The organism is Actinocorallia sp. A-T 12471, assembly GCF_033875155.1.
GTDB lineage: Bacteria > Actinomycetota > Actinomycetes > Streptosporangiales > Streptosporangiaceae > Actinocorallia.
Genome location: NZ_JAWZTE010000015.1, coordinates 149,828 through 172,637 on the forward strand (window position 1 = coordinate 149,828; position 22,810 = coordinate 172,637).

The following is a 22,810-nucleotide window of genomic DNA, read 5'->3' on the forward strand; positions in this document are numbered from 1 at the left end:
GTCAGGGCGTTTCGGGGCGGCCCAGGTCGCCGGAGCGGTGGTGGCGGCGGCACAGGACGCGGTAGCGGGTCTCGGCGGTTTCGTCGGTGTCGGCTATGACGACCTGTTCGCCGGAGCGGACCAGGCGGCCGCCGACGGTGCGGGCGTTGAGCTGGCCGGGACGGCCGCACCAGCACAGGACCTCGACCTGGAGGCGGGAGACTTCATCGGCGAGCTCGAACAGGCGGCGGGCCGCGGGGAACAGTTCGGCGCGGAAGTCCGAGGCAAGCCCGAAGGCGTACACGTCGATGTCGCAGTCGTCGACGAGGTCGGCGAGCTGCTCAATCTGCGCGACAGTGTAGAACTGCACCTCGTCGCAGACGACGTAGTCGAGGCGCGGCTGGGCGCGGCGGATGAGCTCGCCGAGGTCGCAGTCGTCGCCGACCTCGTAGGCGTCGCCGTCGAGGCCGATCCGGCTCGTCACGCGCGGCCCGCCCGACCTGTCGTGCTTCGTCAGGACGAGTCCGCGCCGCCCCTGCCTGCGGTGGTTGTAGTTGATCTGAAGCGCGAGGGTGGATTTGCCGCAGTCCATCGGGCCGTAGAAGAACTTGAGCACCGCGTCGCGGTGCAGGCCGCTCACCCCCGCGGGCGGAACCGATGACAATGCCGACGAATCACTCACGGGGTGTCAGTGTATGACGCACCGTCGATGCCCGGAACTCAGGGCTCAGGCGAAACCGGGCAGATAGGCGGCCGCTTCGTCGCGGAAGGACCCGCTGCCGCCGAGCGCGCCGAGGACCGCGAGCAGGGCGGGCATGACGTGCGCGGTCTGCAGGTAGGGCTGCGGCAGGGCCAGGTGACGGGCCGCGGTCAGCATGGCCGGGGCGGTGGCCTCGCCGACGCGGTCGGCGACCCAGCGCGGGCTGAAGGCGAACGCGTCTTCGCGCACGAACGCCGTCATCGAGCGCAGGAGGGCCGCGAAGGGCCGCAGGTCGGCGTCGGTGCCGCTGGGCGCGAACCCGTGGGCGCGGGCCGCCGCGACGATCCTGGGCAGCCGCCCGCCCGCCGCCGTCCGCAGCAGGGCCCCGAGCTCCGACGGGTGCGGCGGCCCCACCGCGCCGAAGTCGAGGACGCCGAGCCGCCCGTCGGGCATGAGCCGGAAGTTCGCCGGGTCGGGATCGAGGTGGACGAGCCCGCAGCGGGCCGGCGCGGCGAGCGCGAACCTGAACAGCAGCAGCGACGCGCGGTCGCGTTCCGCACGGGTGCCGCGCCTGGCGACGGCGACGAGCGGGCTGCCGCCCAGCCACTCGGTCACCAGGCAGGCCCCCGCCTGGGCGACGACGGCCGGGATGCGGAAATCCGGATCACCCGAGAACGCCGCGGCGAACGCGCGCTGCCCCTTGGCCTCGTTGGCGTAGTCGAGTTCCCGCGCGAGCACCGCGAGCAGCCCGGACGCGACGGACCCGACGCGCGGCAGCAGCACCGCCGCCAGCGGCGACAGCCGGTCGAGCTGCCCGAGGTCGTGCGCGAGCGCCTGCCGCGCCCCCGGAAACTGGATCTTGACGGCCACCTCGCGCCCGTCGTGCCACACCGCGCGGTGCACCTGCCCGTGTGTGGCCAGGGCCACGGGCCGGTCCGCGAAGGAGCGGAACAACCCCGACCAGTCGGGCCCGAGATCGTGCGCGAGCGCCTGGTGGACCGCTCCCGGCAGCATGACGGGCGCGGCCCCCCGCAGCCTGACCAGCGCCTCCCGGTAGGACGGCCCCGCGCCGTCCGGGAGGAGCTCCTCGTACAGGGGCAGGACCCGCGCCATCCGGGTGACGCAAACGCGCAGTTCGCTCAGCACCTCGAACAGATGCCGGGTGATCCTCTCCTGAAGATCGTCATCGCGCATCGCACCGGATCGTACCCGTCTAAACTGCCCCGGACACGGACTTGCGGGAGGGCATGGCGTGCGGGAACCGACGATCGTCACCGACGTGGCCGACACACTGGCGGGCCGGATCGTCGCCGGGACGTATCCGGCGGGCGGCCTGGCCCCCTCGGTAAGGCAGCTCGCCGAGGAGTTCTCGGTGAACCGGGCGACCGCGCAACTCGTCCTTGTGCGGCTCGAGGCCGCGCGGCTCGTGGAGGCGCGGCGCGGCAGGGGCTTCGTGGTGCGTGATCTCCGCCGTGACGGCGGCCTGGACGTCTGCCGGGTCATGCTGCGGCACGCGCGGCTGCTCCCCGACACGGCCGTCGGCCTGTTCTCGGGGGTCCTTGAGCTCTACCACGACGTCCTGACGCGCTCGGCAAGGGTCGTCGCCGCGCATCCCGCAAGGCACGACCACCGTCCGGCCGTGGCGGCGCTCGGCGCGTTCGAAGAGCTGAGCGCGGTGGGCGCGGCCCCCGGGGCGCTGCTGCGCGCCGAACTCGACATCGCGCGGGCGTTCGCCGCGGCGGCCGCGCGTCCGGTGCGGATCGCGCTGCTGAACTCGGTGGCCGAGATCCTGCTCGACCTGCCGGAGGCCGCCGCCGCGCACTATCCGGCGGGCCCGACCGGGCACGTGCTGCTGTGGCGGACGCTGGTCACCGGCTGGGCGGGCGGCGTGGTGCCGACCGCGGCCGAGCTCGACCTGCTCGACGATGTGCTCGAACTGCGCCTGCGCCAGGTCGGCGACAGGTTCGCGAGGCTCCTGCGCGGCTCGCCCGGGGCCGCCCTGCGCGCCTGACGCGCGCCGGGGCGCGGACAGCGGTCCGCGCCCCGGCTCGATACGCCGCGGGTCACTCGCTCCGGTTGGCCGGCGGCATGGCGACCGGGCGGTCGTCCCTCGCCTCGCGTTTCTCCTGCTTCGCGGCGCGCGTAGCCTTGAGCGCGGCCTTCTTCGCCTTGCCGGACGTCTTGGCCGGCTTCTTCCTGTCACCCATGATGGTCCCCCGATCCTCTTGGGTCGCCTGGTTCAAGGCGCAAGGTCCACGTTGCCTCGACCGTCCGCGAAACGACATCCACAGCAGACAAAGAACGGACAAACGGTGCACAACCCCGAGATCATCTGCTCCGCGAAGGACTGCCGCGCCGAGGCCGTCTGGGCGCTGCGCTGGAACAACCCGAAGCTGCACACGCCCGAGCGGCGCAAGGTGTGGACGGCGTGCGACGAGCACCGCGCGGGCCTGGCCGACTTCCTCGGCCGCCGCGACTTCCTCAAGGACGTCGTCGCCGTGGGCGACCTCGCCCCCACCGACGGCTGAGCGTGCCCTAGCCCAGCCGCTCCTCGGCCCTGGCCAGGTCGTCGGGGGTGTCGCAGTCCGACCAGTGCGGCACCGCCGCCACCCGGACCGGCGCGAGCGGATCGAGCAGCCCGCGCAGGGAGCCGCCCCCGTACGTCTCCAGGGCCGTGCGCAGCGTGTCGGTCTGCCACGCCCCGGTCAGCCACTGGTCGCGGCCCCCTGAGTCCACCAGGACGGCGTTGGGATGGGCCAGGAGGCCAGCGACGACCGGCGCGGTGAGGAAGGGCAGGTCGGCCGCCAGCAGCACCACGCGGGGCGCGGAGACGATCTGGAGGCCCGCACGCAGCGCGGGCACCGGTCCCGACCCCGGCGGGTGCTCGTGCACGAACACCGCCTCGAGGCCAGGACGCACCGGCCCGACGACGATCGTCCGCGACGCCCCCTCCACGGCCCGCGCCACCCGCTCGATCAGCGGCACCCCCGCGACGAGCGCGCCCGGCTTGTCCTTACCGCCGAACCTCCGGGCCGCCCCTCCGGCGAGGATCACCGCGTCATAGGGCACGCCGGGGCCCGGAACGCCGTCGGTCTGCGCAGTGCTCATAACGGCTTCCCTTCCCCCCGCGCGCGGACCTCAGCCGCCGATCGCCGACATCGGGCGGTCGGGCTGCAGGAACGTGGGGTCGTCGATGCCGTGTCCCGCCTTCTTGCCGCGCACGGCGGCCGCCCAGCGCTCGGCGATCTCCGCGTCCGACGCGCCGCCGCGCAGGGCCGCCCGGAGATCGGACTCCTCCCTGGCGAACAGGCAGTTGCGGATCTGCCCGTCGGCGGTCAGCCGCACCCTGTCGCAGGCCCCGCAGAACGGCCGGGTGACCGACGCGATCACGCCGACGCGCCCGCGCAGCCCCCCGCCCTCGGCGGTGAACCGTTCGGCGGGCGCGCTCCCCCGGTCGGCCGACGGCAGCGGCGTCAGGGTGAACTCGGCGGCGAGCAGGGCGTGGATCTCCTCGGCGGTCACCATGGTCGAGCGCTGCCAGCCGTGCTGTGCGTCAAGGGGCATCTGCTCGATGAACCGCAGTTCGTACCCGTGCTGGAGGCAGTACCGCAGCAGCGGGACCGCCGCGTCCTCGTTGACGCCGCGCAGCAGCACCGCGTTGACCTTGACGGGCGCGAGCCCCGCCGACGCCGCCGCGGCCATGCCGGCGAGGACGTCGGGGAGCCTGTCGCGGTGCGCGAGCCTGCGGAAGACCTCGCGGTCGAGGGTGTCGAGGGAGACGTTCACCCTGGCCAGGCCCGCCGCGTGCAGCGGGGCGGCGACCTTGGCAAGGCCGATGCCGTTGGTGGTGAGGGAGATCTCCGGACGCGGCGCGAGCGCGCCGATCCGGGCGACGATGTCGACGATGCCGCGCCGCAGCAGCGGTTCCCCGCCGGTGAGGCGGACCTCGGTGATGCCGAGGCGTTCGACGCCGATCGTGACGAGCCTGACGACCTCGTCGTCGGTGAGCAGCTCGGGCTTGGGCAGCCAGTCGAGGCCCTCGGGCGGCATGCAGTAGGAGCAGCGCAGGTTGCACCGGTCGGTGAGCGACACCCGAAGGTCGGTGGCCCGCCGTCCGTGCCCGTCCAGCAGCAGCACCCGTCCCAGCTCCCCTCGCGCGCGAATCATCCCAGCATAGGCCGTGTGCGAGGGTCGCGCGGCGGCGGCTAGCCCGCCCGGCGACGGGCCCGGTAGGCCGCCACATGGGCGCGGTTGCCGCAGGTGCGGCTGTCGCAGAAGCGGCGGCAGCGGTTGCGCGACAGGTCGACAAGGACGCGGTCGCAGCCGTCGGCGGCGCACTGGCGGAGCCGGTCGAGCTCCCCCGCGGCGAGCACGTAGGCGAGCGCCATCCCGCAGTCGACGGCCAGGTGCTCGCCGATCCGGGAGCCGGGCGCGAAGTAGTGCACGTGCCAGCCGTGCCCGTCGTGGTCGGTCAGGTACGGCGCGGTGCTCAGCTCGGCGAGCATACCGTTGATCAGCGGGACCGCCTGCGCGACCTCGGCGGCGTCGAAGACCTCACGGAACCTGGCGCGCAGGGCCCGCACCTCGGCGAGGTCGGCGGCCGCCAGCGGCGGCACGTCGCTCGCCCCGGTGCCCTCCACGAAAGCGGCGAGCGCGGCGAGGTCGGCGAGCCCCTCGGCGTCCTCGGCCGCGCTGTTGACCAGATCCACCATGACTTCGAGGGCGTGCTCGGTGTCGTGGGGGAAAATCATGGACCGCAGTGTAGTCCGGCGGCGCGCGAAAGGCCCCCGCTCAGATCCCGTAGTGCGGATCGGCCACGACGGGGTAGGCGGCCCCCTCGTGCGGCAGCCGCATGACGAGCGCGCCCCCGTCGAGTTCAAGGCGGGCGGCCAGGGGACGGAACAGCGCGTCGCACGCCCACGGCGAGTAGAACCGGCCGACGGTAGCACCATAACGCAGGTTGACGACGTCGAAGCCGCCCGAAGGCATCGCCTCAAGGGCGAGGCCGTCGGCGAGGCCGATGGGGAACCGGAAGGACGTGGGGGCCTCGGGCCCGTGCACGACGGTGACGAGCCTGATGCCGTCCGCGGTGGTCTGCGCGACGATGTCGGTGTCGACGTCGACGCCCACGAAGACCCGCAGGCTCGGCCGCAGGACGGTGGCCGCCCGGTCGGGCGAGCAGTCGATGCCGACGTGGATGCGCTGGCGGTTCCGGGTCGGCGCCCACACCCCGTCGCGGGCGCGGGCCGCCCACTGCACGTCGGCGTTGTCGAACTCCTGTGGCTCCGCCTTGCCCCGGGCGGCAAGCACCTGGGATGCCGCGTTCATCGCGGCAGTCGCCCCGTCGCGCGCGTGCCGCATCGGCACACCCTCCTCGAACACTGAACTCACCTAACACATCACCGGTCGGCCGGCACCGGTATCGGTGGGCGCTGCACCGGTTTATCACGTGTGTTACGGCGGCGAAGAACTTTGGACCCCATGAGCACAGATTCGCGGTCGGGTGAATACTTTGAGTTATGGAAGTGGCTCCGCAGCGCGCGCGGCACCCCTCGCCGGACTCTGTCGGAGGCCGCTCGGATAATGGGTCGTCGCGCGCACGGGGATGCGCGTGCCGGGCCGAGCGCGCCGGCGGCTAGAGGGGAGCAGGCATGAGCGAGCAGGTTTCTGGCGACGGCGTGATCAAGGTGGCCGACCTTCCGGAGACCGACCGCGCCTTCATCCGCGACGAACTGCGCCGCAACACTCCCCTGCACCACCTCCTCGCGTTGGAGGTCGTGGAGATCGGGACGCGCCACGCGGTGGTGTCGATGCCCGTCCGGGAAGAGGCGTTCAACAGCACGGGCAACCTGCACGGCGGCGCGATCGCCACGCTGATCGACGTCGCGGCGGGCACCGCGGCGGCGCGCGGCAGCGGGTTCCGGCCGGGCGAGCAGAGCCTGGTGACCGCCGACCTGCACGTCAGGTACCTGGGCAGGCCGAACGGCGACACCGTCTACGCGCACGCCGAGGTGATCAAGGCGGGCCGTCAACTCGTCATCGTGGAGTGCCGGGTGAAGGACCCAGAGCACCGGATCATCGCGACCGCCGACTTCTCCATGATGATCGTTCCGCTGCGCGAGGCGCTGCGGCCGGTGGCCGACGCCAAGCCGCACGACCCCGATCTGTGACCGGCCGAAAATGGTTTGATCTCCGTCCTGTCTTTCGGCTTTGATTCTGGTCGAGGCGCCCACCGAATCGAACGAGGAAAGGAGCCGGTGATGCCATTCACTTCGCTTCCCGGCGGAGCCGTTCCCATTCGCATGTGGGGCGACCCGGAAACTGTCGAGCCGCAGGCGCTGGAACAGCTGCGGAATGTCGCTTCGCTGCCCTGGGTGCACGGCATGGCGGTCATGCCGGACGTCCATTACGGAAAGGGCGCGACGGTCGGCTCGGTCATCGCCATGCGCGGCGCGGTGTCGCCCGCCGCGGTCGGCGTCGACATCGGCTGCGGGATGACCGCCGTCAAGAGCTCACTCACCGTTGCGGACCTGCCCGACGACCTCGGGCCGCTGCGCTCGAAGGTCGAACGGGTCATGCCGGTCGGACGCGGGATGCACCGCGGCGAGGTCGACCCTTCGGGCGTTCCCGGCCTGCGCGAGCGCGGCTGGTACGACTTCTGGAAGTCCTTCGACGAGCTCCACCCGGCCGTGCGCCGGGAGACGGGCAGGGCCCGCAAGCAGATGGGCTCGCTCGGCGGCGGAAACCACTTCTGGGAGCTGTGCGCCGACGTGGACGGCGCGATCTGGGTGGTGCTGCATTCGGGTTCGCGGGGCATCGGCCACCAGCTCGCCGAAGTCCACATCGAGGCCGCGCGAAACCTGCCGCACAACCAGGATCTGCCCGATCCGGACCTCGCGGTGTTCCTTACCGGAACACCGAAGATGGCCGCTTACCGGCACGATCTGTTCTGGGCGCAGGAATACGCGCGGCGTAACCGCGCGGTCATGCTCGCGCTGACGGTGAACGCCGTCGAGACGCAGTTCCGCGGCCGCAAGGTGCGGTGGGAGGAGCCGATCTCCTGCCATCACAACTACGTCGCGGAGGAGGAGTACGACGGCGTCGAGGTGATCGTCACCCGTAAGGGGGCGATCCGGGCGGGCAAGGGCGATCTCGGCATCATTCCCGGCTCGATGGCGACCGGCACGTACATCGTGCGCGGCCTCGGCAACGACACGGCGTTCAACTCCGCGTCGCACGGCGCGGGCCGGAAGATGAGCCGCAACCAGGCGCGCAAGCGGTTCACCGTCGCGGACCTCGAGGAGCAGACCAAGGGCGTGGAGTGCCGCAAGGACTCCGGCGTGCTCGACGAGATCCCCGGGGCCTACAAGGACCTGGAGTCGGTGATGGCGGCCCAGAGCGACCTCGTGGAGGTCGTGGCGCACCTGCGCCAGCTCGTCTGCATCAAGGGCTGAGCCGGTCTCGGTACACCGACCTCGCCCTCTCCAGCAGCGCGGGGAGGGCGGGGTCTGGGTCGTTCGCGCGGGTGACGAGCAGGTCGGCGAGGCGGTCGATCCAGCTCGGCGACGATCCCGTCGGCATCGTAGATCCGGACCCGGTTGCGCGGGCCCGTCACGGCGGCGCAGACCCGCAGCCAGTAGCCCGGCTCCGCGGCGACCCTCTCCCCCGGCTCCCGACCCGCGACGTCGAGCGTCAGCCAGGGGCCGTTGGTGGCGAACGTACGCCCGGCCCCATATGGCGTCCTGGTAGGCGGCGCGTCCGACTTGCGCAGGCCGCGTTCGGGGAACCAGCCGCGCCCCTCGGGGGACGGCTCAGGAGACCGCAGCCGCAGCCGGGCCGCGCGCGCCTCCCGGACGGTCTCAGGCAGCGCCACGGCCCCTCCCGCGACGACCAGGGGCCCGCCTCGCGCGTCAAAGCGTGCCCGTCAGGCACCCGCCGGGCGCGACGGTCTCGCGGTATGCGGCGAGGGCGGCGGCCACCGCGGCGGGAAGCCCGCCGGGAATGCCGTGATCGCCGCACATGCCCCACGCTGACGGCGGCCCCGCCGGTCCCACAAGCCCGCTGGCCGGTTCCGGGCCGCTGCCCTACCAGTGGTCGGGGCTGAAAGGCTCCTCGTCGGGACGCCCGGAGGACGACAGCAGCTCAAGGTCGGACTTGACCATCATCGCCACGAGCTCCTCGAACGACACCTCGGGCTCCCAGCCGAGCTGCTCGCGCGCCTTCTTCGGGTCCGCGCACAGCAGGTCGACCTCGGCGGGCCTGGTGTAGCGGTCGTCCAGGACGACGTGCCGCTCCCAGTCGAGCCCGGCGGTCGAGAACGCCAGCTCCACGAGCTCGCGCACCGAGCGGGTGACGCCGGTGCCGATCACGTAGTCCTCGGGGGTTTCCTGGGCGAGCATCATCCGCATCGCCTTGGCGTAGTCGCCCGCGAAGCCCCAGTCGCGCCGCGCGTCGAGGTTGCCGAGGCGCAGTTCCTCGGCGAGCCCCAGCTTGATCCGCGCGACCCCGAGGCTGATCTTGCGGGTGACGAACTCGGCCCCGCGCCGCGGCGACTCGTGGTTGAACAGGATGCCGCTGACCGCGAACATCCCGTAGGACTCGCGGTAGTTCTGGGTGATGAAGTGCCCGTAGGTCTTGGCGACGCCGTAGGGGCTGCGCGGGTGGAACGGCGTCAGCTCGCTCTGCGGCGTCTCGCGGACCTGCCCGAACATCTCCGACGACGACGCCTGGTAGAACCTGATCTGCGCCCGCGGGTCGGTGGTGCGCGACGAGCTGATCCCGCTGACGACCCGGATCGCCTCGAGCACCCGGAGCGGTCCCATGCCGGTGACCTCGGCCGTCAGCTCCGCCTGCTGCCAGGACATCGGCACATAGGAGATCGCGCCGAGGTTGTAGACCTCGTCCGGCTGGACCCGCTCCACGGCGGAGATCAGCGATCCCTGGTCAAGCAGGTCACCCGTGGTGATCTTGACATCGCCGATGTGCTTGCGGAGCCGCGCCACATGGGGGTTGGCCTGGCCGCGCACCAGGCCCCAGACCTCGTACCCCTGCTCGAGCAGGTGCTCGGCGAGGTAGGACCCGTCCTGCCCGGTGATGCCGGTGATGAGCGCTCGCCTGGTCAGCGGAACCCCCCTCTGATGTGCCCTGGGGCACGGACCGTCAAGAACATGAACACTTAATGTGTGAAAGAAGAGGTTATCTACCTCCGTGTCCATCTGAGTAGTCCGGGGAGGGTTTCGCCCGAATCCGATTCGCCAGTGCCCTGCGACGTGCCGGGGAACCTAGGATGGCTCGCCGGGTGATCGCCCATTCGGGGAGAGGGGAAACCGTGACACCGCACCGGGGGACACTGCGCCTGGGCCGACGGACCCTTGACGGCCCCGCCGTCATGGCGGTGGTGAACCGCACCCCCGACTCCTTCTTCGACCGGGGCGCGACCTACGGCTTCGACGCCGCGATGGCCGCCGTGGACAGGGCCGTCGCCGACGGGGCCGACATCATCGACATCGGCGGCGTCAAGGCAGGGCCGGGTGACGACGTCGACGTCAAGGAGGAGCTGCGCCGTGTCGTCGACACCGTCGCGGCCGTCCGCGAGCGCCACGCCTCGGTGGTGATCAGCGTGGACACCTGGCGGGCCGAGGTCGGCGACGCCGTCGCGCGGGCAGGCGCGGACGTGCTGAACGACACGTGGGGCGGCCCCGATCCCGAGCTCGCCGCCGTCGCCGCCGAGCACGGCCTTGGCCTCGTGTGCGCGCACGCGGGCCGCCAGCGTCCCCGCACCCGTCCCCACCGGGTCGCCTACGACGACGTCGTCGCCGACGTCATCGCGCACGTGACGGCCGAGGCCGAACGTGCCGTAGGACTCGGCGTGCGTCCCGACGGCATCCTCATCGACCCCGCCCACGACTTCGGCAAGAACACCCGCCAGTCACTGGAGATAAGCCGCCGCCTTGGCGAGCTGACGGCCACCGGATGGCCGGTTCTGGTCGCGGTGTCGAACAAGGACTTCATCGGCGAGGCTCTCGGCCGCCCGGTGGACAAGCGCGGCGTCGGGACCATGGCGGTCCTCGGCGTCTCCGCCCACCTGGGCGCCCGTGTGTTCCGCGTGCACGACGTGGCCGGAGCGCGCCGCGCCCTCGACCACGTCGTCTCCCTGGGTCTGTCTTAGCGGTCTGTCAGCTCCCCCTCAGCTTCCGTGCTCCTTGGCGTAGGCGAGGAACTCGCGCGCCACCTGGGGCAGCGGCCGGTGCGCGTGGACCAGCCCGATGGTCCGCGTCACGGGGGGCATGAGGGAGCGCACCACGAGGCCCTCGGTGTCCTCGACCTGGTTGCGGTACCACAGCAGCGAGCCCCGGCCCGAGCGCACCCAGCCCGGCCACGCGGTGCGCTCGTCGGACTCCACCGCCACCACCACGTTCGCCCCGATCTTGGCGAGCATCGCGTCGAGCTCCGCGCGCCGGGCGGTGCCGCGCGTCGGGACGATGAGGCGCAGGCCCTCCATCGCCGACGGCGACACCGGGTCCCGCAGCTTCAGCGCGGGCGGTGAGATCAGCACGACCTCGCGCTGGTCGAACGGATGCGCCGCCAGGTCGCCCGGCACCGGAAGGTCGGTGACGGCAAGATCGGCCCGCCCCGAGCGCACCGCCGCGCCGACCGCCTCCCGGCCGTCGCAGCGGACCACCCGTACCTTCACCGCCGGCTGGTCGCGCGCGAACGACGGCAGGAGCCGGGCGGTCAGCTCCGGCTCCAGCGTCGGCGTGGCGGCGATCCGCAGCTCCGACCCCCGGCCCTGCCCCCGCGTCACCGCCTCGATCGCGTCGACCGCCTCAAGCGCGATGCGCGCCTGGCGCACCACCTGCTCGCCGGCGGCGGTCAGCACGACCCCCCGTCCGGACCTGGCGAACAGCTCTATCCCCAGTTCCCGCTCCAGCTCCCGCACGGCCCGGGAGAGAGCTGGTTGAGCGACGTAAAGCGCCTGTGCCGCCGACGTCATCGTGCCGTGGTCGGCGGTGGCCACGACGTAGCGCAACTGCCGCAGATTCATGCACTCGACGGTATGGCACCGGGGCCCGCCGGTCCCGAACATGACGGAAAGCCACCGGTTGTAACTAGTTACGCCAACGATTCACGCCCGGTCCGGCAGTTCCGCCGCGTAGGACTCCTTGACGATCTCCAGCACCTGCCACGAGTCGAGCTCCCGGACGTGGCCCGTGGCGCGGACCGCGTCGAGCACGTCGACCAGCCCTGCCGCGGAGCCCGCCTCGGCTCTGCCGAGGAGATCGAACCTGCCGAAGCCCGACGACAGGTAGCGGACGCCGTCGAGCGCGCCGATCTCCTTGGCCGCGCGCCGCACCGACCCGCCGACGACGACGCCGAACGAGGCGAGCTCCTGGCTGCCCAGGGCGGCCGGATCGGCGAGCCCGGTCACCTGGATGACCCCCGAGCGCATCAACCTGACCACGCGCGCTCTGGTGGCCGCCTGGGACAGCCCGATGATCCCGGCGAGCCTGGTGTACGGGGCGCGTCCGTCGCGCTGCAGTTCCTGAAGCAGCCTCCAGTCGATGTCGTCGAGGGCCACGTCGCCGAGGCGGCGCACCACCGAGTGGGCGTCCTTGACGACCTCGGCCGAGCGGAACACCTCCACGGCGGCGACGCCGGGGAGTTGTCGGATCTCATCGACGACGTCGGCGAGCGCGACGTCGTCGCGGGCGCGCGCCTCGGCGAGGACCGACCTCCCTCCGGTGGACAGGCCGGTGAAGCAGACCGCGGGATGTTTGGCCACCTCGTGCGCGGTCTCACGGGCGGGACCGGCGCTGGTGACGGCGAGATGACCGACTGCGCTTGCCCCGATGACGCGGGCGTGCACGATGCCGACGACACGGACGACGCCGTGTTCGAGCAGGCTCTGCACCCGGGCTCTGACCGCCGTGCGGGAGAGCCCGACGCGATCCGCGAGAGCCTGGAACGTCGCCCGGCCGTCCCGCTGGAGTTCGCGGACCAGCACGGAGTCCACTGCGTCCAGCAAGGGGAGTCCTCCTGTCGAATGGGGTTCGCAAGATCCTTACATTTTCCAGCCGGAAGTGGGAAATTTTGATCTTGCTCGTGTTTGCCCCGTTCCACCGCACAGGAACCGGCTACGCGATCCCCTGTCGTGTGCGAAAGAACGGCCGAGCCCCGGCCGCGCACGTCGGAACAGCACCTGTGATCAGCCCCATTCCTCGGTGGCGTTTCCCACTTCTGGCCGCGAGGTGAGCTCCCGGGCGAACTCCCGGGCGAAGCAGCGCACGAGACCGGGCGGGCGAAAGCCGACATGCCCGGACGGACCGGGCACGGCTTCCAGCAGTCTCGCGTCCACAAGCTCCTCAAGCGCGTCCCTGCTTTCCCGATTCTCCCGACTTTCGAGATATGACGGGTTTTCCGGGTTTTCTTGACGCGCGCGGCCCTCCCGATCGAAGGAACCGTCGGCGAGCCTGGCGAACGCGCGGCGCGCCGGCGCGGACAGCCGCGCGTGCGTGGCGGCGAGGCCGGGCCGCACGTCGAGGTCGCCGTGCGCGAGTTCGCCGAGCCGCGCGTCCTCGTCGCTGAGCCGCCGCACGAAGTCGGCGAGCCGCCAGTGCGGCTTGCCCGCCAGCCGCGCCGCGGCCGCGCGCACCGCGAGCGGAAGCCTGTCGCACAGATCGACGATCCGGGCCGCCGCGCCGGGCTCGGCGGCCACCCGCTCGGCCCCGGCGATCCGCGCGAGCAGCAGCAGCGCGTCGCCCCTCGGCAGCGGATCGAGCTCCACATGGACGGCCCCCGGCAGCGCGCTCAGGCGGGTCCGTCCGGTGACCAGCACCGCGGGGCCGTCGCCGCCCGGAAGCAGCGGCAGCACCTGGCGTTCGCCGCCCGCGCCGTCGAGGACGATCAGCAGCCGCCGTCCGTGGGTGCGCGCCCGGTACAGCTCCGCGCGCTCGGCCCTGCCGACGGGCAGCTCCGCCACCCCGAGCATCCGCAGCAGCCGCCCGAGCACCTCGACGGGATCGGCGGTGAAGTGCAGGTCGACGTACAGGCGGCCGTCGGGGAAGCGCGCGCGCATCCGGTGCGCCGCGCGCACCGCGAGCGCCGTCGCGCCCGCGCCCGGCCGCCCGCTCACCGCGACGATCGGCAGCGCGCCGCCCGGCGCGGCGAGCGCCGCCGAAACACGCGCCAACTCCGGTTCCCGACCGGTGAAATCGGCGGGATCGTGCGGCAGCGTCGTCTCGGCGGCCCCCGGGCCGGTGAGCACGTTCAGATGCGTGCGGCTCAGCTCGGGTCCCGGCTCCACGCCGAGCTCGGCCACCAGGACGCGGCGGGCCCTGCCGTAGACCTCGAGCGCCTCAGGGCGGCGGCCCGAGCGCGCCAGCGCCACCATGAGCTGCGCGTGGAACCGCTCGCGCAGCGGGTGCCCGGCGCACAGCCGGGTCAGCTCAGGGACGAGCTCGGCCGCCGCGCCGCGCGCGAGATCGACGCGGATCCGCTCCTCGAGCGCGAGCAGCCGCTGTTCCTCGAGCAGGGCGGCTTCGGCGTACAGGCCGGGCACCCCGGAGAGCGCCGGACCCTCCCAGCCGCCCAGCGCTTCGCGCAGCAGCCGCGAGGCGCGCTCGGCGTCCCCGGCCCGCTCGGCCGCGCGCGCCTCGCGCACCCGCGCGCCGAACCCGAGCGCGTCGACGGCCTCGGCCTCAAGGCGCAGCAGATAGCCGGGCGGACGGGTGACCAGCAGGTCGCGGGCCGGGCCGAGCGCCCTGCGCAGCGCCGAGACACAGCCGTGGATCTGGGTCGTGGACGTCGCCGGAGGCCGGTCCGGCCACACCGCGCCGATCAGCCGCTCGACGCTCACCGGACGGCCCGCCTCGAGCGCGAGCGCGGCGAGAACGGCGCGCGCCCGGGGCCCGACCGGCACCGCGCCGCGCTCCCCGTCGCGTAGCTCCACGGGGCCAAGGAGCCTGACCTGCATAGGTTCGTTCTCCTCCCCGCCAAGGCCCTGTGAGAAAACTTCAATGATCTAACAAAGGATGTCAAGAGGCACCGGGGGAATTTCCGCGTCACGCCCGTGGGTAGGAAGCGGGGCGGAGTTGTTCCCCTGAAGATTGGCGTCATCTTGCGGCTGCTCAACGCGGAGCGCATCGCTCACGAACTCACCTACAACGACGTCTTCATGGTCCCGTCGCGCTCGTCGGTCGGGTCGCGGCTCGGCGTCGATCTGACGGTCTCCGACGGGACCGGAACCACGATTCCGCTAGTCGTGGCGAACATGACAGCCGTTTCCGGACGCCGGATGGCCGAGACGGTCGCCCGGCGCGGCGCGATGGCGGTGATCCCGCAGGACATCCCGGCGGAGGTCGTGGCGGAAGTCAGCTCCTGGGTCAAAAAGCGGTCCCTGGTCTTCGACACCCCGATCCGGCTCGGCCCGTCCGACACCGTCGGGGAGGCGCTCAGCCTCCTGCCGAAACGCGCGCACAACGCCGTCATCGTCGAGGAGGACGGAAGGCCGCTCGGGATCGTCACCGAGGCCGACTGCCAGGGCGTCGACAGGTTCGCCCAGATGCGCGACGTGATGTCCCGCGACCTCGTGACACTGCCGGACACCGTGCTCGCCCAGGAGGCGTTCGAGGTCCTGCACACGCGCGGGCACAGGATCGCGCCCGTGGTCGACCCGCAAGGACTCCTCGTCGGGGTCCTCACAAGGACGGGCGCGCTACGGGCCACGTTGTACAGCCCGGCTGTGGACTCCGAAGGAGACCTGCGGATAGGCGCTGCCGTGGGCGTCAACGGGGATGTGGCGGGAAAGGCCAAGGCGCTGCTCGACGCGGGAGCCGACGTCCTCGTCGTGGACACCGCGCACGGCCACCAGGAGAAGATGATCAGCGCGCTGGAGGCCGTGCGGGCGCTCGATCCCGGCGTCCCGGTCGTCGCGGGCAACGTCGTCACCGCCGAGGGGGTGCGCGACCTCGTGGCCGCCGGGGCCGACATCGTCAAGGTCGGGGTCGGGCCGGGGGCCATGTGCACCACGCGGATGATGACCGGGGTCGGACGGCCCCAGTTCTCCGCGGTCCTCGAGTGCGCGGCCGAGGCGCGGCGGCTCGGCCGGCACATCTGGGCCGACGGCGGCGTCCGCCACCCGCGTGACGTGGCCCTGGCCTTGGCGGCGGGGGCGTCGAACGTCATGGTCGGCTCGTGGTTCGCCGGTACCTACGAGTCGCCAGGGGATATGCAGAAGGACGCCGACGGCAGGCTCTACAAGGAGAGCTTCGGTATGGCCTCCTCAAGGGCGGTCCGCCTGCGCACCGCGGAAGACACCCCGTTCGAACGGGCCCGCAAGGCACTGTTCGAGGAGGGCATCTCCACGTCGAAGATGTACCTCGACCCCAAACGGCCAGGCGTGGAGGACCTCATCGACGTGATCATCGCGGGCGTGCGCAGCGCGTTCACCTACGCCGGCGCGTCATCGCTCGAGGAGTTCCACGACAAGGCCGTCGTCGGGGTCCAGGGGGCCGCCGGGTACGCCGAGGGGATGCCGCTGTCCACGAGCTGGTGACGGCACGGTGATGGACCCGTTATCCGGCGGTCCGGCTACGTGATCATGGAACACGGCGCTGTGATCATGCTCGGCCATGGAGAACCACCTGCTCGGGGCCGCCCCCACCTTCCGCGCGGTGCGGCGGCCGCTCCGCGCGTCAGGGCTCGGCCCCGCGCTCCTCGCGACGGCGGTCTCGGCGCTCGTGCCCGGCCTCGCCCACCTGCGGGCGGGCCGGGTGCGCACCGGACGGCTGATCCTCCTCGGCTGGGTGTCGGCCGCCACGACGGCGCTCCTCGTGCTCGCCGCGGCCGGCCCGTCGATTGCGGAGGTCGCGGTCAGCCCCGGCTGGCTGACCGCGCTGATCTTCGCGTGCGTCCTCGTCGCGATGGCCTGGACGGGCCTCGTCATCGCCTCCTACGCGGCCGTCCGGCCGATCGCCCCTTCGGCGGGCGTACGGTTCGTCGGAGCGGTCTCGGTAGGGCTGCTGTGCGCGGCAGTCGCCACCCCGCCCCTTGCCGTCGCCCACTACGGCGACGTCCAACGCGACCTGATCACCGGCGTCTTCTCCGACTCCCCCGGCACCGGAGCCCCCGACGGATCTCCCGACGGCCAGGCCCCCGTCCCGTCCTCGGCGTCCGACGACACCCGCTGGAGAGGCCCCCGACGCCTCAACGTCCTCCTGCTCGGCGGAGACGCCGACGTGGGACGCGTCGGCGTACGCACCGACAGCATGACCCTCGCCAGCATCGACACCCTCGACGGCTCCACCGTCCTGCTCAGCCTCCCCCGCAACCTCCAACGCGTCCCGGTCTGGGACGGCTCGCGCAAGATCCCGTTCCCGAAGGGCGAGCTCCTCAACGCCGTCTACGAGTTCGGCGAGGCGCACCACGTCCCCGTCGGCGTAAGGCGGCCCGGCGCGGAACTGGTCAAGCGCACGGTCTCCCACGTGCTCGGCGTGCCCGTGCACCACTACGCCCTCATCGACATGCGCAGCTTCCGCATGATCGTCGACGCCCTGGGCGGCCTGCGCGTCTGCGTCCCCCGGGCCGTCCCCGTCCCGCGCGGGCAGATCGCCGCCGGGACCATCCCCGCAGGGTGCGCGCGCCTGAACGGCCGCGAGGCCCTGTGGTACGGGCGCTCGCGCACCGGCAGCAGCGACTACGCGCGGATGGACCGGCAGAAATGCCTGCTGTGGGAGCTGTCACGCCAGGCCACGCCGCTGAAGGTGCTGCGCGGCTTCCAGCGGCTCGCCAGGGCCTTCCGGACCTCGGTGCACACCGATCTGCCGCGCGGGCTCCTGCCGGGCCTCCTGGAGCTCGCCGGGCGCGTGCGCGGCGCGCCGGTCGCGAGCGTCCAGTTCAAGCCGCCGCTGATCGAGCCGGGTTCGCCCGACTACGGGCTGATCCGCAGGACCGCCGCCCGCGCGCTGGCCGCCGACGGTCGCGGCAGGGTCAGCGCCGTCCATGATTTGGGCACGACCTGTTCCTGACCGAGATGCCGACCGAATTCACGGGCATACCTCCCCTCGGAGTCCATGGGGCCGAGATCGGGGGAGGGTCCATGCGGCATGGGCAGGGCAGGCAGCTGGTCCGGGCGTTCGCGCTGACCCTGGCTTCGGCCCTGCTCTGGGGGGTCGCCCATCTGGCGTCCGGCCGCCGCCTGACAGGCTCCCTGCTCGCCGCCGCGTATACGGCGGTCTTCATGGGCATCGGCCTCGGCGCGACCCGCTGGCGCGGCCGCATCGCCGAACTCGCCGTCCAGCCCGACTGGCTCACCCTCATGATGGTCGGCTGCGTCGGCCTCGCCGTCTGCTGGGCCGTGGTCGTGGCGGCGTCGTGGAAGCTGGTCAGGCCCGTCGGGCTCGGCGCGCCCGCGCGGATCCTCGCCGTCAGCGCCGTCACCGGCCTGTGCCTGGTGATCGCCGCGCCGTTCGCGTTCGCCGCGCACAGCACCCTCGTCGCCCGCGACACCCTCACCGCGATCTTCGGCGAGCACGCCGACAAGGGCGACGGACGCGTCTTCGCGGGCAAGAAACGGCTCAACGTGCTGCTGCTCGGCGGCGACTCCGGCCGCAACAGGTTCGGCGTCCGCACCGACAGCGTCACCCTCGCCAGCGTCGACACCCGCACCGGCGACGTCGTCCTGCTCGGGCTGCCCCGCAACCTGGAGCGCGTTCCGCTGCCCGAAGGGCCGGCCCGCCAACGCTTCCCCGACGGGTTCACCGGCGACGGCGCGCTCACTCCGGGACTCCTGAACGAGATCTACCAGTACGCCGAGGAGCACCCGGACATGGTCCCCGGGGTCCCCGACGGAAAGCGCGGCCCAGCCCTGCTGAAGCAGACCGTCTCCGGCGTCCTCGGCCTCCCCGTCGACTACCACGTCCTCGTGGACATGAAGGGCTTCGCCCAGCTCATCGACGCCATGGGCGGCGTCTGGCTGCGCATCCCCGAGGACATCACCTTCGGCAAGTACAACGAGGGCCGTCTCGCCGCCGGATACCGGCGGCTGTCAGGCAGCGAGGCCATGTGGTACGGCAGGTCGCGCACCTACAGCAGCGACTACGTCCGCATGGCACGCCAGAAGTGCCTGATCCGCGCCATGGCACGCCAGGCCGACCCCGCCCGCGTCCTCACCCGCTTCGAGCAGCTCGCCGCCGCCACCCGGCACACCATCTCCACCGACGTCCCGCAGCGCCTGCTGCCGTCGCTGCTGAAGCTCGCGGGCAAGGTCAAGGACAAGGGCACGATCACCAGCCTCCAGTTCACGCCGCCGCTGATCGACACCTCCGCCCCCGACTGGGAACGCATCCGCCGCCTGTCCGCCGACGCCCTCCTCGCACCCGCCGCGAAGCCCCTGCGGGGCACGGAGCACGCGGACGCCGGAACCGTCGTCCAGGACGCCGCGCCTTCCCGCGCCCACGAGACGACCGGCACGGCGGCGTCCCTCGACGCCACCTGCCCGTCCTGAAACGGTGGACGGCCTACGCGTCCCTTCCCGACACTTAAGGAATGCACCCGAAACACCAGCTGAGACAGGTCGTCAACATCGTCAACCTGTCGACGCCTCTGGGCCTCGTGCTCGCACGCGTCGGAGGGCACGGCGTCGTCCGGCGCACCCCGGACGGCCTCCTTCTGGCCGACGGCTACCGCCTTCCCCTGCCCGTCGCACCCGCCTTCACCCTCGGCAACGTCATCCTCTTCCGCGACCTGCGCGCGCTGGAGGGCAGGCCAAGGCTGCTCGCCCACGAGGGGAGGCACGCCACCCAGTACGCGTGGTGCCTGGGCATCGTGATGCTCCTCCCCTACCTGGCGTGCGTCCTTACGTCACTCGCACTGTGCGGAGACCACGCGTCCTACAACCCCTTCGAACGGCTCGCAGGGCTGGAGGACGGCGGCTACCGCAAGAGAAGACTCAGAGGGGCCGGGTTCAGAGGCGCTCGATGATCGTCACGTTGGCCTGGCCGCCGCCCTCGCACATCGTCTGGAGGCCGTACCTGCCGCCGGTCCGCTCGAGCTCGCCGAGCAGTGACGTCATCAGCCGCGCCCCCGTGGCGCCCAGGGGGTGGCCCAGGGAGATCGCGCCGCCGTTCGGGTTGGTCCGCGCCGGGTCGTAGCCGGTGTCCTTCAGCCACGCGAGCACCACCGAGGCGAACGCCTCATTGATCTCCACCGAGTCGATCTGGTCCATCGACATCCCCGCCTTCTTCAGCGCGTGGAACGTCGCGGGGATCGGCGCGCTCAGCATCCGCACCGGGTCCTCGCCGCGCACGCTCAGATGGTGGATGCGCGCCCGCGGGGTGAGGCCGTGGTCGCGGACCGCCTGCGCGGAGGCGATGAGGAGCGCGGCGGACCCGTCGGAGATCTGCGAGGCGAGGGCCGCGGTGAGCCGCCCGCCCTCCACCAGCGTCTTCAGCCCGCGCATCTTCTCCAGCGTGGTGTCGCGGCGCGGCCCCTCGTCGTGCTCGACCCCGGCGAGCGGCGCGATCTCGTTCGCGAACCTGCCCTCGTCGATCGCACGGATGGCGCGCTGGTGGGAGTTGTAAGCGAACTCCTCCATCGCCTCGCGCGTAATGCCCCACTGCTCGGCGATCATCTCCGCGCCGCGGAACTGCGACACCTCCTGATCTCCGTACCGCGCCGCCCACCCCTTCGACCCCGCGAACGGACCCGCGAAGCCCAGCTGCACGCCCGCGATCATCGCGTACGCGATCGGGATCTTCGACATGTTCTGCACGCCGCCCGCCACCACGAGGTCCTGGGTGCCCGACAGGACGCCCTGAGCCGCGAAGTGGACCGCCTGCTGCGAGGACCCGCACTGGCGGTCGACCGTCGTGCCGGGGACCTCCTCGGGCATCCCCGCGGCCAGCCAGGCCGTCCTCGCGATGTCGCCCGCCTGCGGGCCTACGGTGTCGACACAGCCGAACACCACGTCGTCCACCGCCGCCGGGTCGATCCCCGTCCGCTCGATCAGCGCGCTGATCGCGTGCGCGCCCAGGTCGGCCGGGTGGACCTCCGCCAGCCCTCCGTTGCGCCGCCCGACGGGACTGCGTACCGCGTCGACTATGTACGCTTCTGCCATTGCTGCTCTCCTTCAGGGGTGCTGGCTGCTGACCGCGACGACCTCGCCCGTCATGTAGGACGAGTACTCGCCGGCCAGGAAGACGATCACGTTCGCAACCTCCCAGGGCTCGGCGTACCTGCCGAACGCCTCACGGGAGGTGAGTTCGGTGAGCAGTTCCTCGCTCGTCACCTTCACCAGATGCGGGTGCATCGCGAGGGACGGCGCGACCGCGTTGATCCGGACGCCGTACTCGGCGGCCTCAAGGGCCGCGCAGCGCGTCAACGCCATCACCCCCGCCTTGGCGGCCGCGTAGTGGCTCTGGCCCTTCTGCGCCCGCCACCCGATCACCGACGCGTTGTTGACGATCACGCCGCCGTGGCCCTGGTCCCGCATCCGGCGCAGCGCCGCCCGGGTGCAGCGCATCGTGCCGTTCAGGGTGATGTCCAGGACGCGGTCCCAGCGCTCGTCGGGCATGTCCACGAGGGAGTCCGTGCCGCCGAGGCCCGCGTTGTTCACCGCGACGTCGATCCCGCCGAACGTCACGACCGCGTGCGCGTAGAGCGCCTGGACCTGGTCCTCGTCGGTCACGTCGCACACGATCGAGGCGACGCGGTCCGCGCCGAACTCCTTGGCGAGGTCGTCGGCGGACTGGGTGAGGCGGCGCTCGTGCGCGTCGGAGACGACGACGCTCGCGCCCTCCTCAAGGCAGCGGCGGGCCGTAGCGCCGCCGATACCCGCGCCCGCGGCCGCGGTGATGACGACGACCTTGCCTTCGAGCAGGCCGCGCGGGGCCGGGTACTGGGGAACCGTCATGCGGCGAGCATACCAAGCACTTGCTTGGTTCACGAGGGGCGGGGTGGGACGTGAGATCATGGTCGGGAAGAGCACGCCGTCGAAAGGGGTGACGATGCCGTCGATCCGGGAGTTCCGGGCTTTCCGCGTCGCCCTGCACCGGGGACGGCGGCCCGAGAGCGTCCTCGTCCGCCTCACCGCGGACGACGGAACCGTCGGGTGGGGCGAATGCGCACTCCTCGACGACGACACATGGACCGACCTGCGCGAACGCATCGGCCCCGCGCTCCCCCGCCTCGAATGGGACCACCCGGAAGACCTCGGCGGCCTGCGCGCGCTGGGCGGGCCCCGCGCCACCGCCGCCACCGAGATAGCCGCCTGGGACCTGTGGGGACGCCTGCACGGCGTGCCCGTCGCGCACGCGCTCGGCGGCACCCGCACCTCGGTCGTCACCGGCGCGCGCATCCCCGTCCAGGCGACCCTCGAAATCCTGCCGACCCTCGTCAACCGGTACATCGGCGGCGGATTCAGCAGGGTCACCCTCGAGATCCGCCCCGGCTGGGACATCGAACCGCTGCGCACCGTCCGCGCCGCGTACCCGACCCTCGCCCTCCAGGTCGACGGCAACGGCTCCTACACCGGAAGCCCCGAACACCTCGCGGCACTCGAAGCGCTCGACGCCTACGACCTCGTCGCGATCGAACGGCCCTTCCCCGACCTCAACCCACACGCCGAACTCCAGCGGAACGTGCGCGCCGCGGTCGCCCCCGACATCACCGACCTCGACACCCTGCGCGCCGCGATCGACCTCGACGCGGGACGCGCCCTCAGCCTCCGCGTCGGCACCCTCGGCGGCCTCACCGCCGCCCGCGCCGCCCACGACCTGGCCTACGCCTCAGGCTGGGACATCTGGTGCGGCGGCTCGGGCGTGTTCGGCATCGGCAAAGCCGCCTCCGTCGCCCTGGCGAGCCTGCCCGGCTGCTCCCTCCCGAGCGACATCACCGAATTCGTCGGCGGCCCCGAATACCTCACCCCGCCCTTGCGCGCCACGGGCGGCGTCATCGCCGTCCCGCTCTCCCAGCCCGGCCTCGGCCACACCATCGACGGCCCCCGCCTCACCCGCCTCGCCACCGACGAACTCACCATGAAGTCCTGAGCCAACACCAGCAAAGCCCACTCCGAAAAACGCATCACTCCAGAAATGCAGAAAGGCCCCGGGATTTCTCCCAGGGCCTTCCTTACGT

At 72.2% G+C, this 22,810-nt stretch carries 24 protein-coding genes; 10 read left to right on the forward strand and 14 right to left on the reverse strand.

All coding sequences use genetic code 11. The features are described 5' to 3' along the window. Window position 1 precedes the first annotated feature (1 nt). Both R9X44_RS31740 and R9X44_RS31745 read right to left on the reverse strand, forming a co-directional pair. Entirely contained in the window at window positions 2-661 is a 660-nt protein-coding gene (locus tag R9X44_RS31740; RefSeq protein WP_319818039.1) for a thymidine kinase, read from the reverse strand. Window positions 662-706: 45 nt separating this feature from the next. Beyond that, window positions 707-1,873 (reverse strand): AarF/UbiB family protein, encoded by a 1,167-nt coding sequence (locus tag R9X44_RS31745; RefSeq protein WP_319818040.1) that lies wholly within the window; start codon window positions 1,871-1,873, stop codon window positions 707-709. A 58-nt stretch (window positions 1,874-1,931) separates the two neighbouring features. Here R9X44_RS31745 and R9X44_RS31750 point away from each other — a divergent pair, with 58 nt between their 5' ends. Next, window positions 1,932-2,690, forward strand: coding sequence for a winged helix-turn-helix domain-containing protein (locus R9X44_RS31750; protein ID WP_319818041.1), 759 nt, complete (start codon window positions 1,932-1,934; stop codon window positions 2,688-2,690). A gap of 52 nt (window positions 2,691-2,742) precedes the next feature. On the opposite strand, the gene R9X44_RS31755 is transcribed toward R9X44_RS31750, so the two are convergent. Further along, window positions 2,743-2,886, reverse strand: a complete 144-nt coding sequence (locus tag R9X44_RS31755; protein WP_319818042.1) for a hypothetical protein — start codon at window positions 2,884-2,886, stop codon at window positions 2,743-2,745. A gap of 105 nt (window positions 2,887-2,991) precedes the next feature. On the opposite strand from R9X44_RS31755, the gene R9X44_RS31760 reads away from it, so the two are divergent. Beyond that, on the forward strand, window positions 2,992-3,207 hold the full coding sequence (locus tag R9X44_RS31760) for a hypothetical protein (protein ID WP_319818043.1): 216 nt from the start codon (window positions 2,992-2,994) through the stop codon (window positions 3,205-3,207). A 7-nt stretch (window positions 3,208-3,214) separates the two neighbouring features. Here the strand turns inward: R9X44_RS31760 and R9X44_RS31765 are convergent, their stop codons facing one another. From R9X44_RS31765 to R9X44_RS31780, 4 genes are all read right to left on the reverse strand, one after another. Next, the gene (locus R9X44_RS31765; protein WP_319818044.1) at window positions 3,215-3,787 is read right to left on the reverse strand and encodes a molybdenum cofactor guanylyltransferase; all 573 of its coding nucleotides are present in this window, start codon (window positions 3,785-3,787) and stop codon (window positions 3,215-3,217) included. Between the two features lie 30 nt (window positions 3,788-3,817). Beyond that, a complete protein-coding gene (gene moaA, locus R9X44_RS31770) occupies window positions 3,818-4,813 on the reverse strand; it encodes a GTP 3',8-cyclase MoaA (RefSeq protein ID WP_319818064.1) in 996 nt (331 codons plus the stop codon). A gap of 71 nt (window positions 4,814-4,884) precedes the next feature. Then, window positions 4,885-5,430: a CGNR zinc finger domain-containing protein gene (locus tag R9X44_RS31775; protein ID WP_319818045.1), complete on the reverse strand. Its 546-nt coding sequence runs from the start codon at window positions 5,428-5,430 to the stop codon at window positions 4,885-4,887. Between the two features lie 40 nt (window positions 5,431-5,470). Continuing rightward, entirely contained in the window at window positions 5,471-6,061 is a 591-nt protein-coding gene (locus R9X44_RS31780; protein WP_319818046.1) for a hypothetical protein, read from the reverse strand. Between the two features lie 269 nt (window positions 6,062-6,330). Between R9X44_RS31780 and R9X44_RS31785 the strand changes: the two genes are divergently transcribed. Further along, on the forward strand, window positions 6,331-6,849 hold the full coding sequence (locus R9X44_RS31785) for a PaaI family thioesterase (RefSeq protein WP_319818047.1): 519 nt from the start codon (window positions 6,331-6,333) through the stop codon (window positions 6,847-6,849). Between the two features lie 90 nt (window positions 6,850-6,939). Continuing rightward, window positions 6,940-8,133, forward strand: a complete 1,194-nt coding sequence (locus R9X44_RS31790; protein ID WP_319818048.1) for an RtcB family protein — start codon at window positions 6,940-6,942, stop codon at window positions 8,131-8,133. Here the strand turns inward: R9X44_RS31790 and R9X44_RS31795 are convergent. Together R9X44_RS31795 and R9X44_RS31800 are read right to left on the reverse strand one after the other, a co-directional pair. Then, the gene (locus R9X44_RS31795; RefSeq protein WP_319818049.1) at window positions 8,123-8,260 is read right to left on the reverse strand and encodes a hypothetical protein; all 138 of its coding nucleotides are present in this window, start codon (window positions 8,258-8,260) and stop codon (window positions 8,123-8,125) included. The two genes, R9X44_RS31790 and R9X44_RS31795, sit on opposite strands and share 11 nt — an antisense overlap. Window positions 8,261-8,763: 503 nt before the next feature. Beyond that, window positions 8,764-9,801, reverse strand: coding sequence for a GDP-mannose 4,6-dehydratase (locus tag R9X44_RS31800; RefSeq protein WP_319818065.1), 1,038 nt, complete (start codon window positions 9,799-9,801; stop codon window positions 8,764-8,766). A 266-nt stretch (window positions 9,802-10,067) separates the two neighbouring features. Here R9X44_RS31800 and folP point away from each other — a divergent pair, with 266 nt between their 5' ends. Further along, window positions 10,068-10,847, forward strand: a complete 780-nt coding sequence (gene folP, locus R9X44_RS31805; protein WP_319818066.1) for a dihydropteroate synthase — start codon at window positions 10,068-10,070, stop codon at window positions 10,845-10,847. Window positions 10,848-10,865: 18 nt separating this feature from the next. On the opposite strand, the gene R9X44_RS31810 is transcribed toward folP, so the two are convergent. The 3 genes from R9X44_RS31810 to R9X44_RS31820 form a co-directional block, all read right to left on the reverse strand. Continuing rightward, window positions 10,866-11,723, reverse strand: a complete 858-nt coding sequence (locus R9X44_RS31810; protein WP_319818050.1) for a LysR family transcriptional regulator — start codon at window positions 11,721-11,723, stop codon at window positions 10,866-10,868. 81 nt (window positions 11,724-11,804) lie between these two features. Beyond that, window positions 11,805-12,704, reverse strand: a complete 900-nt coding sequence (locus R9X44_RS31815) for an Lrp/AsnC family transcriptional regulator (RefSeq protein ID WP_319818051.1) — start codon at window positions 12,702-12,704, stop codon at window positions 11,805-11,807. A gap of 180 nt (window positions 12,705-12,884) precedes the next feature. After that, the gene (locus R9X44_RS31820; protein ID WP_319818052.1) at window positions 12,885-14,651 is read right to left on the reverse strand and encodes an AfsR/SARP family transcriptional regulator; all 1,767 of its coding nucleotides are present in this window, start codon (window positions 14,649-14,651) and stop codon (window positions 12,885-12,887) included. Window positions 14,652-14,795: 144 nt separating this feature from the next. Between R9X44_RS31820 and R9X44_RS31825 the strand changes: the two genes are divergently transcribed. The 4 genes from R9X44_RS31825 to R9X44_RS31840 all read left to right on the forward strand — a co-directional run bounded on the left by R9X44_RS31825 (window position 14,796) and on the right by R9X44_RS31840 (window position 19,657). Beyond that, a complete protein-coding gene (locus R9X44_RS31825; protein ID WP_319818053.1) occupies window positions 14,796-16,232 on the forward strand; it encodes a GuaB1 family IMP dehydrogenase-related protein in 1,437 nt (478 codons plus the stop codon). A 76-nt stretch (window positions 16,233-16,308) separates the two neighbouring features. Then, window positions 16,309-17,703, forward strand: coding sequence for an LCP family protein (locus R9X44_RS31830; RefSeq protein ID WP_319818054.1), 1,395 nt, complete (start codon window positions 16,309-16,311; stop codon window positions 17,701-17,703). 71 nt (window positions 17,704-17,774) lie between these two features. Continuing rightward, on the forward strand, window positions 17,775-19,181 hold the full coding sequence (locus R9X44_RS31835) for an LCP family protein (RefSeq protein WP_319818055.1): 1,407 nt from the start codon (window positions 17,775-17,777) through the stop codon (window positions 19,179-19,181). A 41-nt stretch (window positions 19,182-19,222) separates the two neighbouring features. After that, a complete protein-coding gene (locus R9X44_RS31840; RefSeq protein WP_319818056.1) occupies window positions 19,223-19,657 on the forward strand; it encodes a hypothetical protein in 435 nt (144 codons plus the stop codon). Here the strand turns inward: R9X44_RS31840 and R9X44_RS31845 are convergent. Together R9X44_RS31845 and R9X44_RS31850 are read right to left on the reverse strand one after the other, a co-directional pair. Beyond that, window positions 19,641-20,792: an acetyl-CoA C-acetyltransferase gene (locus R9X44_RS31845; protein ID WP_319818057.1), complete on the reverse strand. Its 1,152-nt coding sequence runs from the start codon at window positions 20,790-20,792 to the stop codon at window positions 19,641-19,643. The two genes, R9X44_RS31840 and R9X44_RS31845, sit on opposite strands and share 17 nt — an antisense overlap. Window positions 20,793-20,804: 12 nt before the next feature. Further along, a complete protein-coding gene (locus R9X44_RS31850) occupies window positions 20,805-21,587 on the reverse strand; it encodes an SDR family oxidoreductase (protein WP_319818058.1) in 783 nt (260 codons plus the stop codon). A gap of 94 nt (window positions 21,588-21,681) precedes the next feature. Between R9X44_RS31850 and R9X44_RS31855 the strand changes: the two genes are divergently transcribed. Next, window positions 21,682-22,722, forward strand: a complete 1,041-nt coding sequence (locus R9X44_RS31855) for an enolase C-terminal domain-like protein (RefSeq protein WP_319818059.1) — start codon at window positions 21,682-21,684, stop codon at window positions 22,720-22,722. The last annotated feature ends 88 nt before the right edge of the window (window positions 22,723-22,810 follow it).

What these genes read in the sequence shown, in the direction of transcription:
- R9X44_RS31745 (WP_319818040.1), bottom strand. Translation starts at nt 1,873, where the DNA reads ATGCGCGATGACGATCTTCAGGAGAGGATCACCCGGCATCTGTTCGAG.
- R9X44_RS31755 (WP_319818042.1), bottom strand. Translation starts at nt 2,886, where the DNA reads ATGGGTGACAGGAAGAAGCCGGCCAAGACGTCCGGCAAGGCGAAGAAG.
- R9X44_RS31765 (WP_319818044.1), bottom strand. Translation starts at nt 3,787, where the DNA reads ATGAGCACTGCGCAGACCGACGGCGTTCCGGGCCCCGGCGTGCCCTAT.
- R9X44_RS31775 (WP_319818045.1), bottom strand. Translation starts at nt 5,430, where the DNA reads ATGATTTTCCCCCACGACACCGAGCACGCCCTCGAAGTCATGGTGGAT.
- R9X44_RS31785 (WP_319818047.1), top strand. Translation starts at nt 6,331, where the DNA reads ATGAGCGAGCAGGTTTCTGGCGACGGCGTGATCAAGGTGGCCGACCTT.
- R9X44_RS31790 (WP_319818048.1), top strand. Translation starts at nt 6,940, where the DNA reads ATGCCATTCACTTCGCTTCCCGGCGGAGCCGTTCCCATTCGCATGTGG.
- R9X44_RS31795 (WP_319818049.1), bottom strand. Translation starts at nt 8,260, where the DNA reads ATGCCGACGGGATCGTCGCCGAGCTGGATCGACCGCCTCGCCGACCTG.
- folP (WP_319818066.1), top strand. Translation starts at nt 10,068, where the DNA reads ATGGCGGTGGTGAACCGCACCCCCGACTCCTTCTTCGACCGGGGCGCG.
- R9X44_RS31810 (WP_319818050.1), bottom strand. Translation starts at nt 11,723, where the DNA reads ATGAATCTGCGGCAGTTGCGCTACGTCGTGGCCACCGCCGACCACGGC.
- R9X44_RS31820 (WP_319818052.1), bottom strand. Translation starts at nt 14,651, where the DNA reads ATGCAGGTCAGGCTCCTTGGCCCCGTGGAGCTACGCGACGGGGAGCGC.
- R9X44_RS31830 (WP_319818054.1), top strand. Translation starts at nt 16,309, where the DNA reads ATGGAGAACCACCTGCTCGGGGCCGCCCCCACCTTCCGCGCGGTGCGG.
- R9X44_RS31835 (WP_319818055.1), top strand. Translation starts at nt 17,775, where the DNA reads ATGCGGCATGGGCAGGGCAGGCAGCTGGTCCGGGCGTTCGCGCTGACC.
- R9X44_RS31840 (WP_319818056.1), top strand. Translation starts at nt 19,223, where the DNA reads ATGCACCCGAAACACCAGCTGAGACAGGTCGTCAACATCGTCAACCTG.
- R9X44_RS31845 (WP_319818057.1), bottom strand. Translation starts at nt 20,792, where the DNA reads ATGGCAGAAGCGTACATAGTCGACGCGGTACGCAGTCCCGTCGGGCGG.
- R9X44_RS31850 (WP_319818058.1), bottom strand. Translation starts at nt 21,587, where the DNA reads ATGACGGTTCCCCAGTACCCGGCCCCGCGCGGCCTGCTCGAAGGCAAG.
- R9X44_RS31855 (WP_319818059.1), top strand. Translation starts at nt 21,682, where the DNA reads ATGCCGTCGATCCGGGAGTTCCGGGCTTTCCGCGTCGCCCTGCACCGG.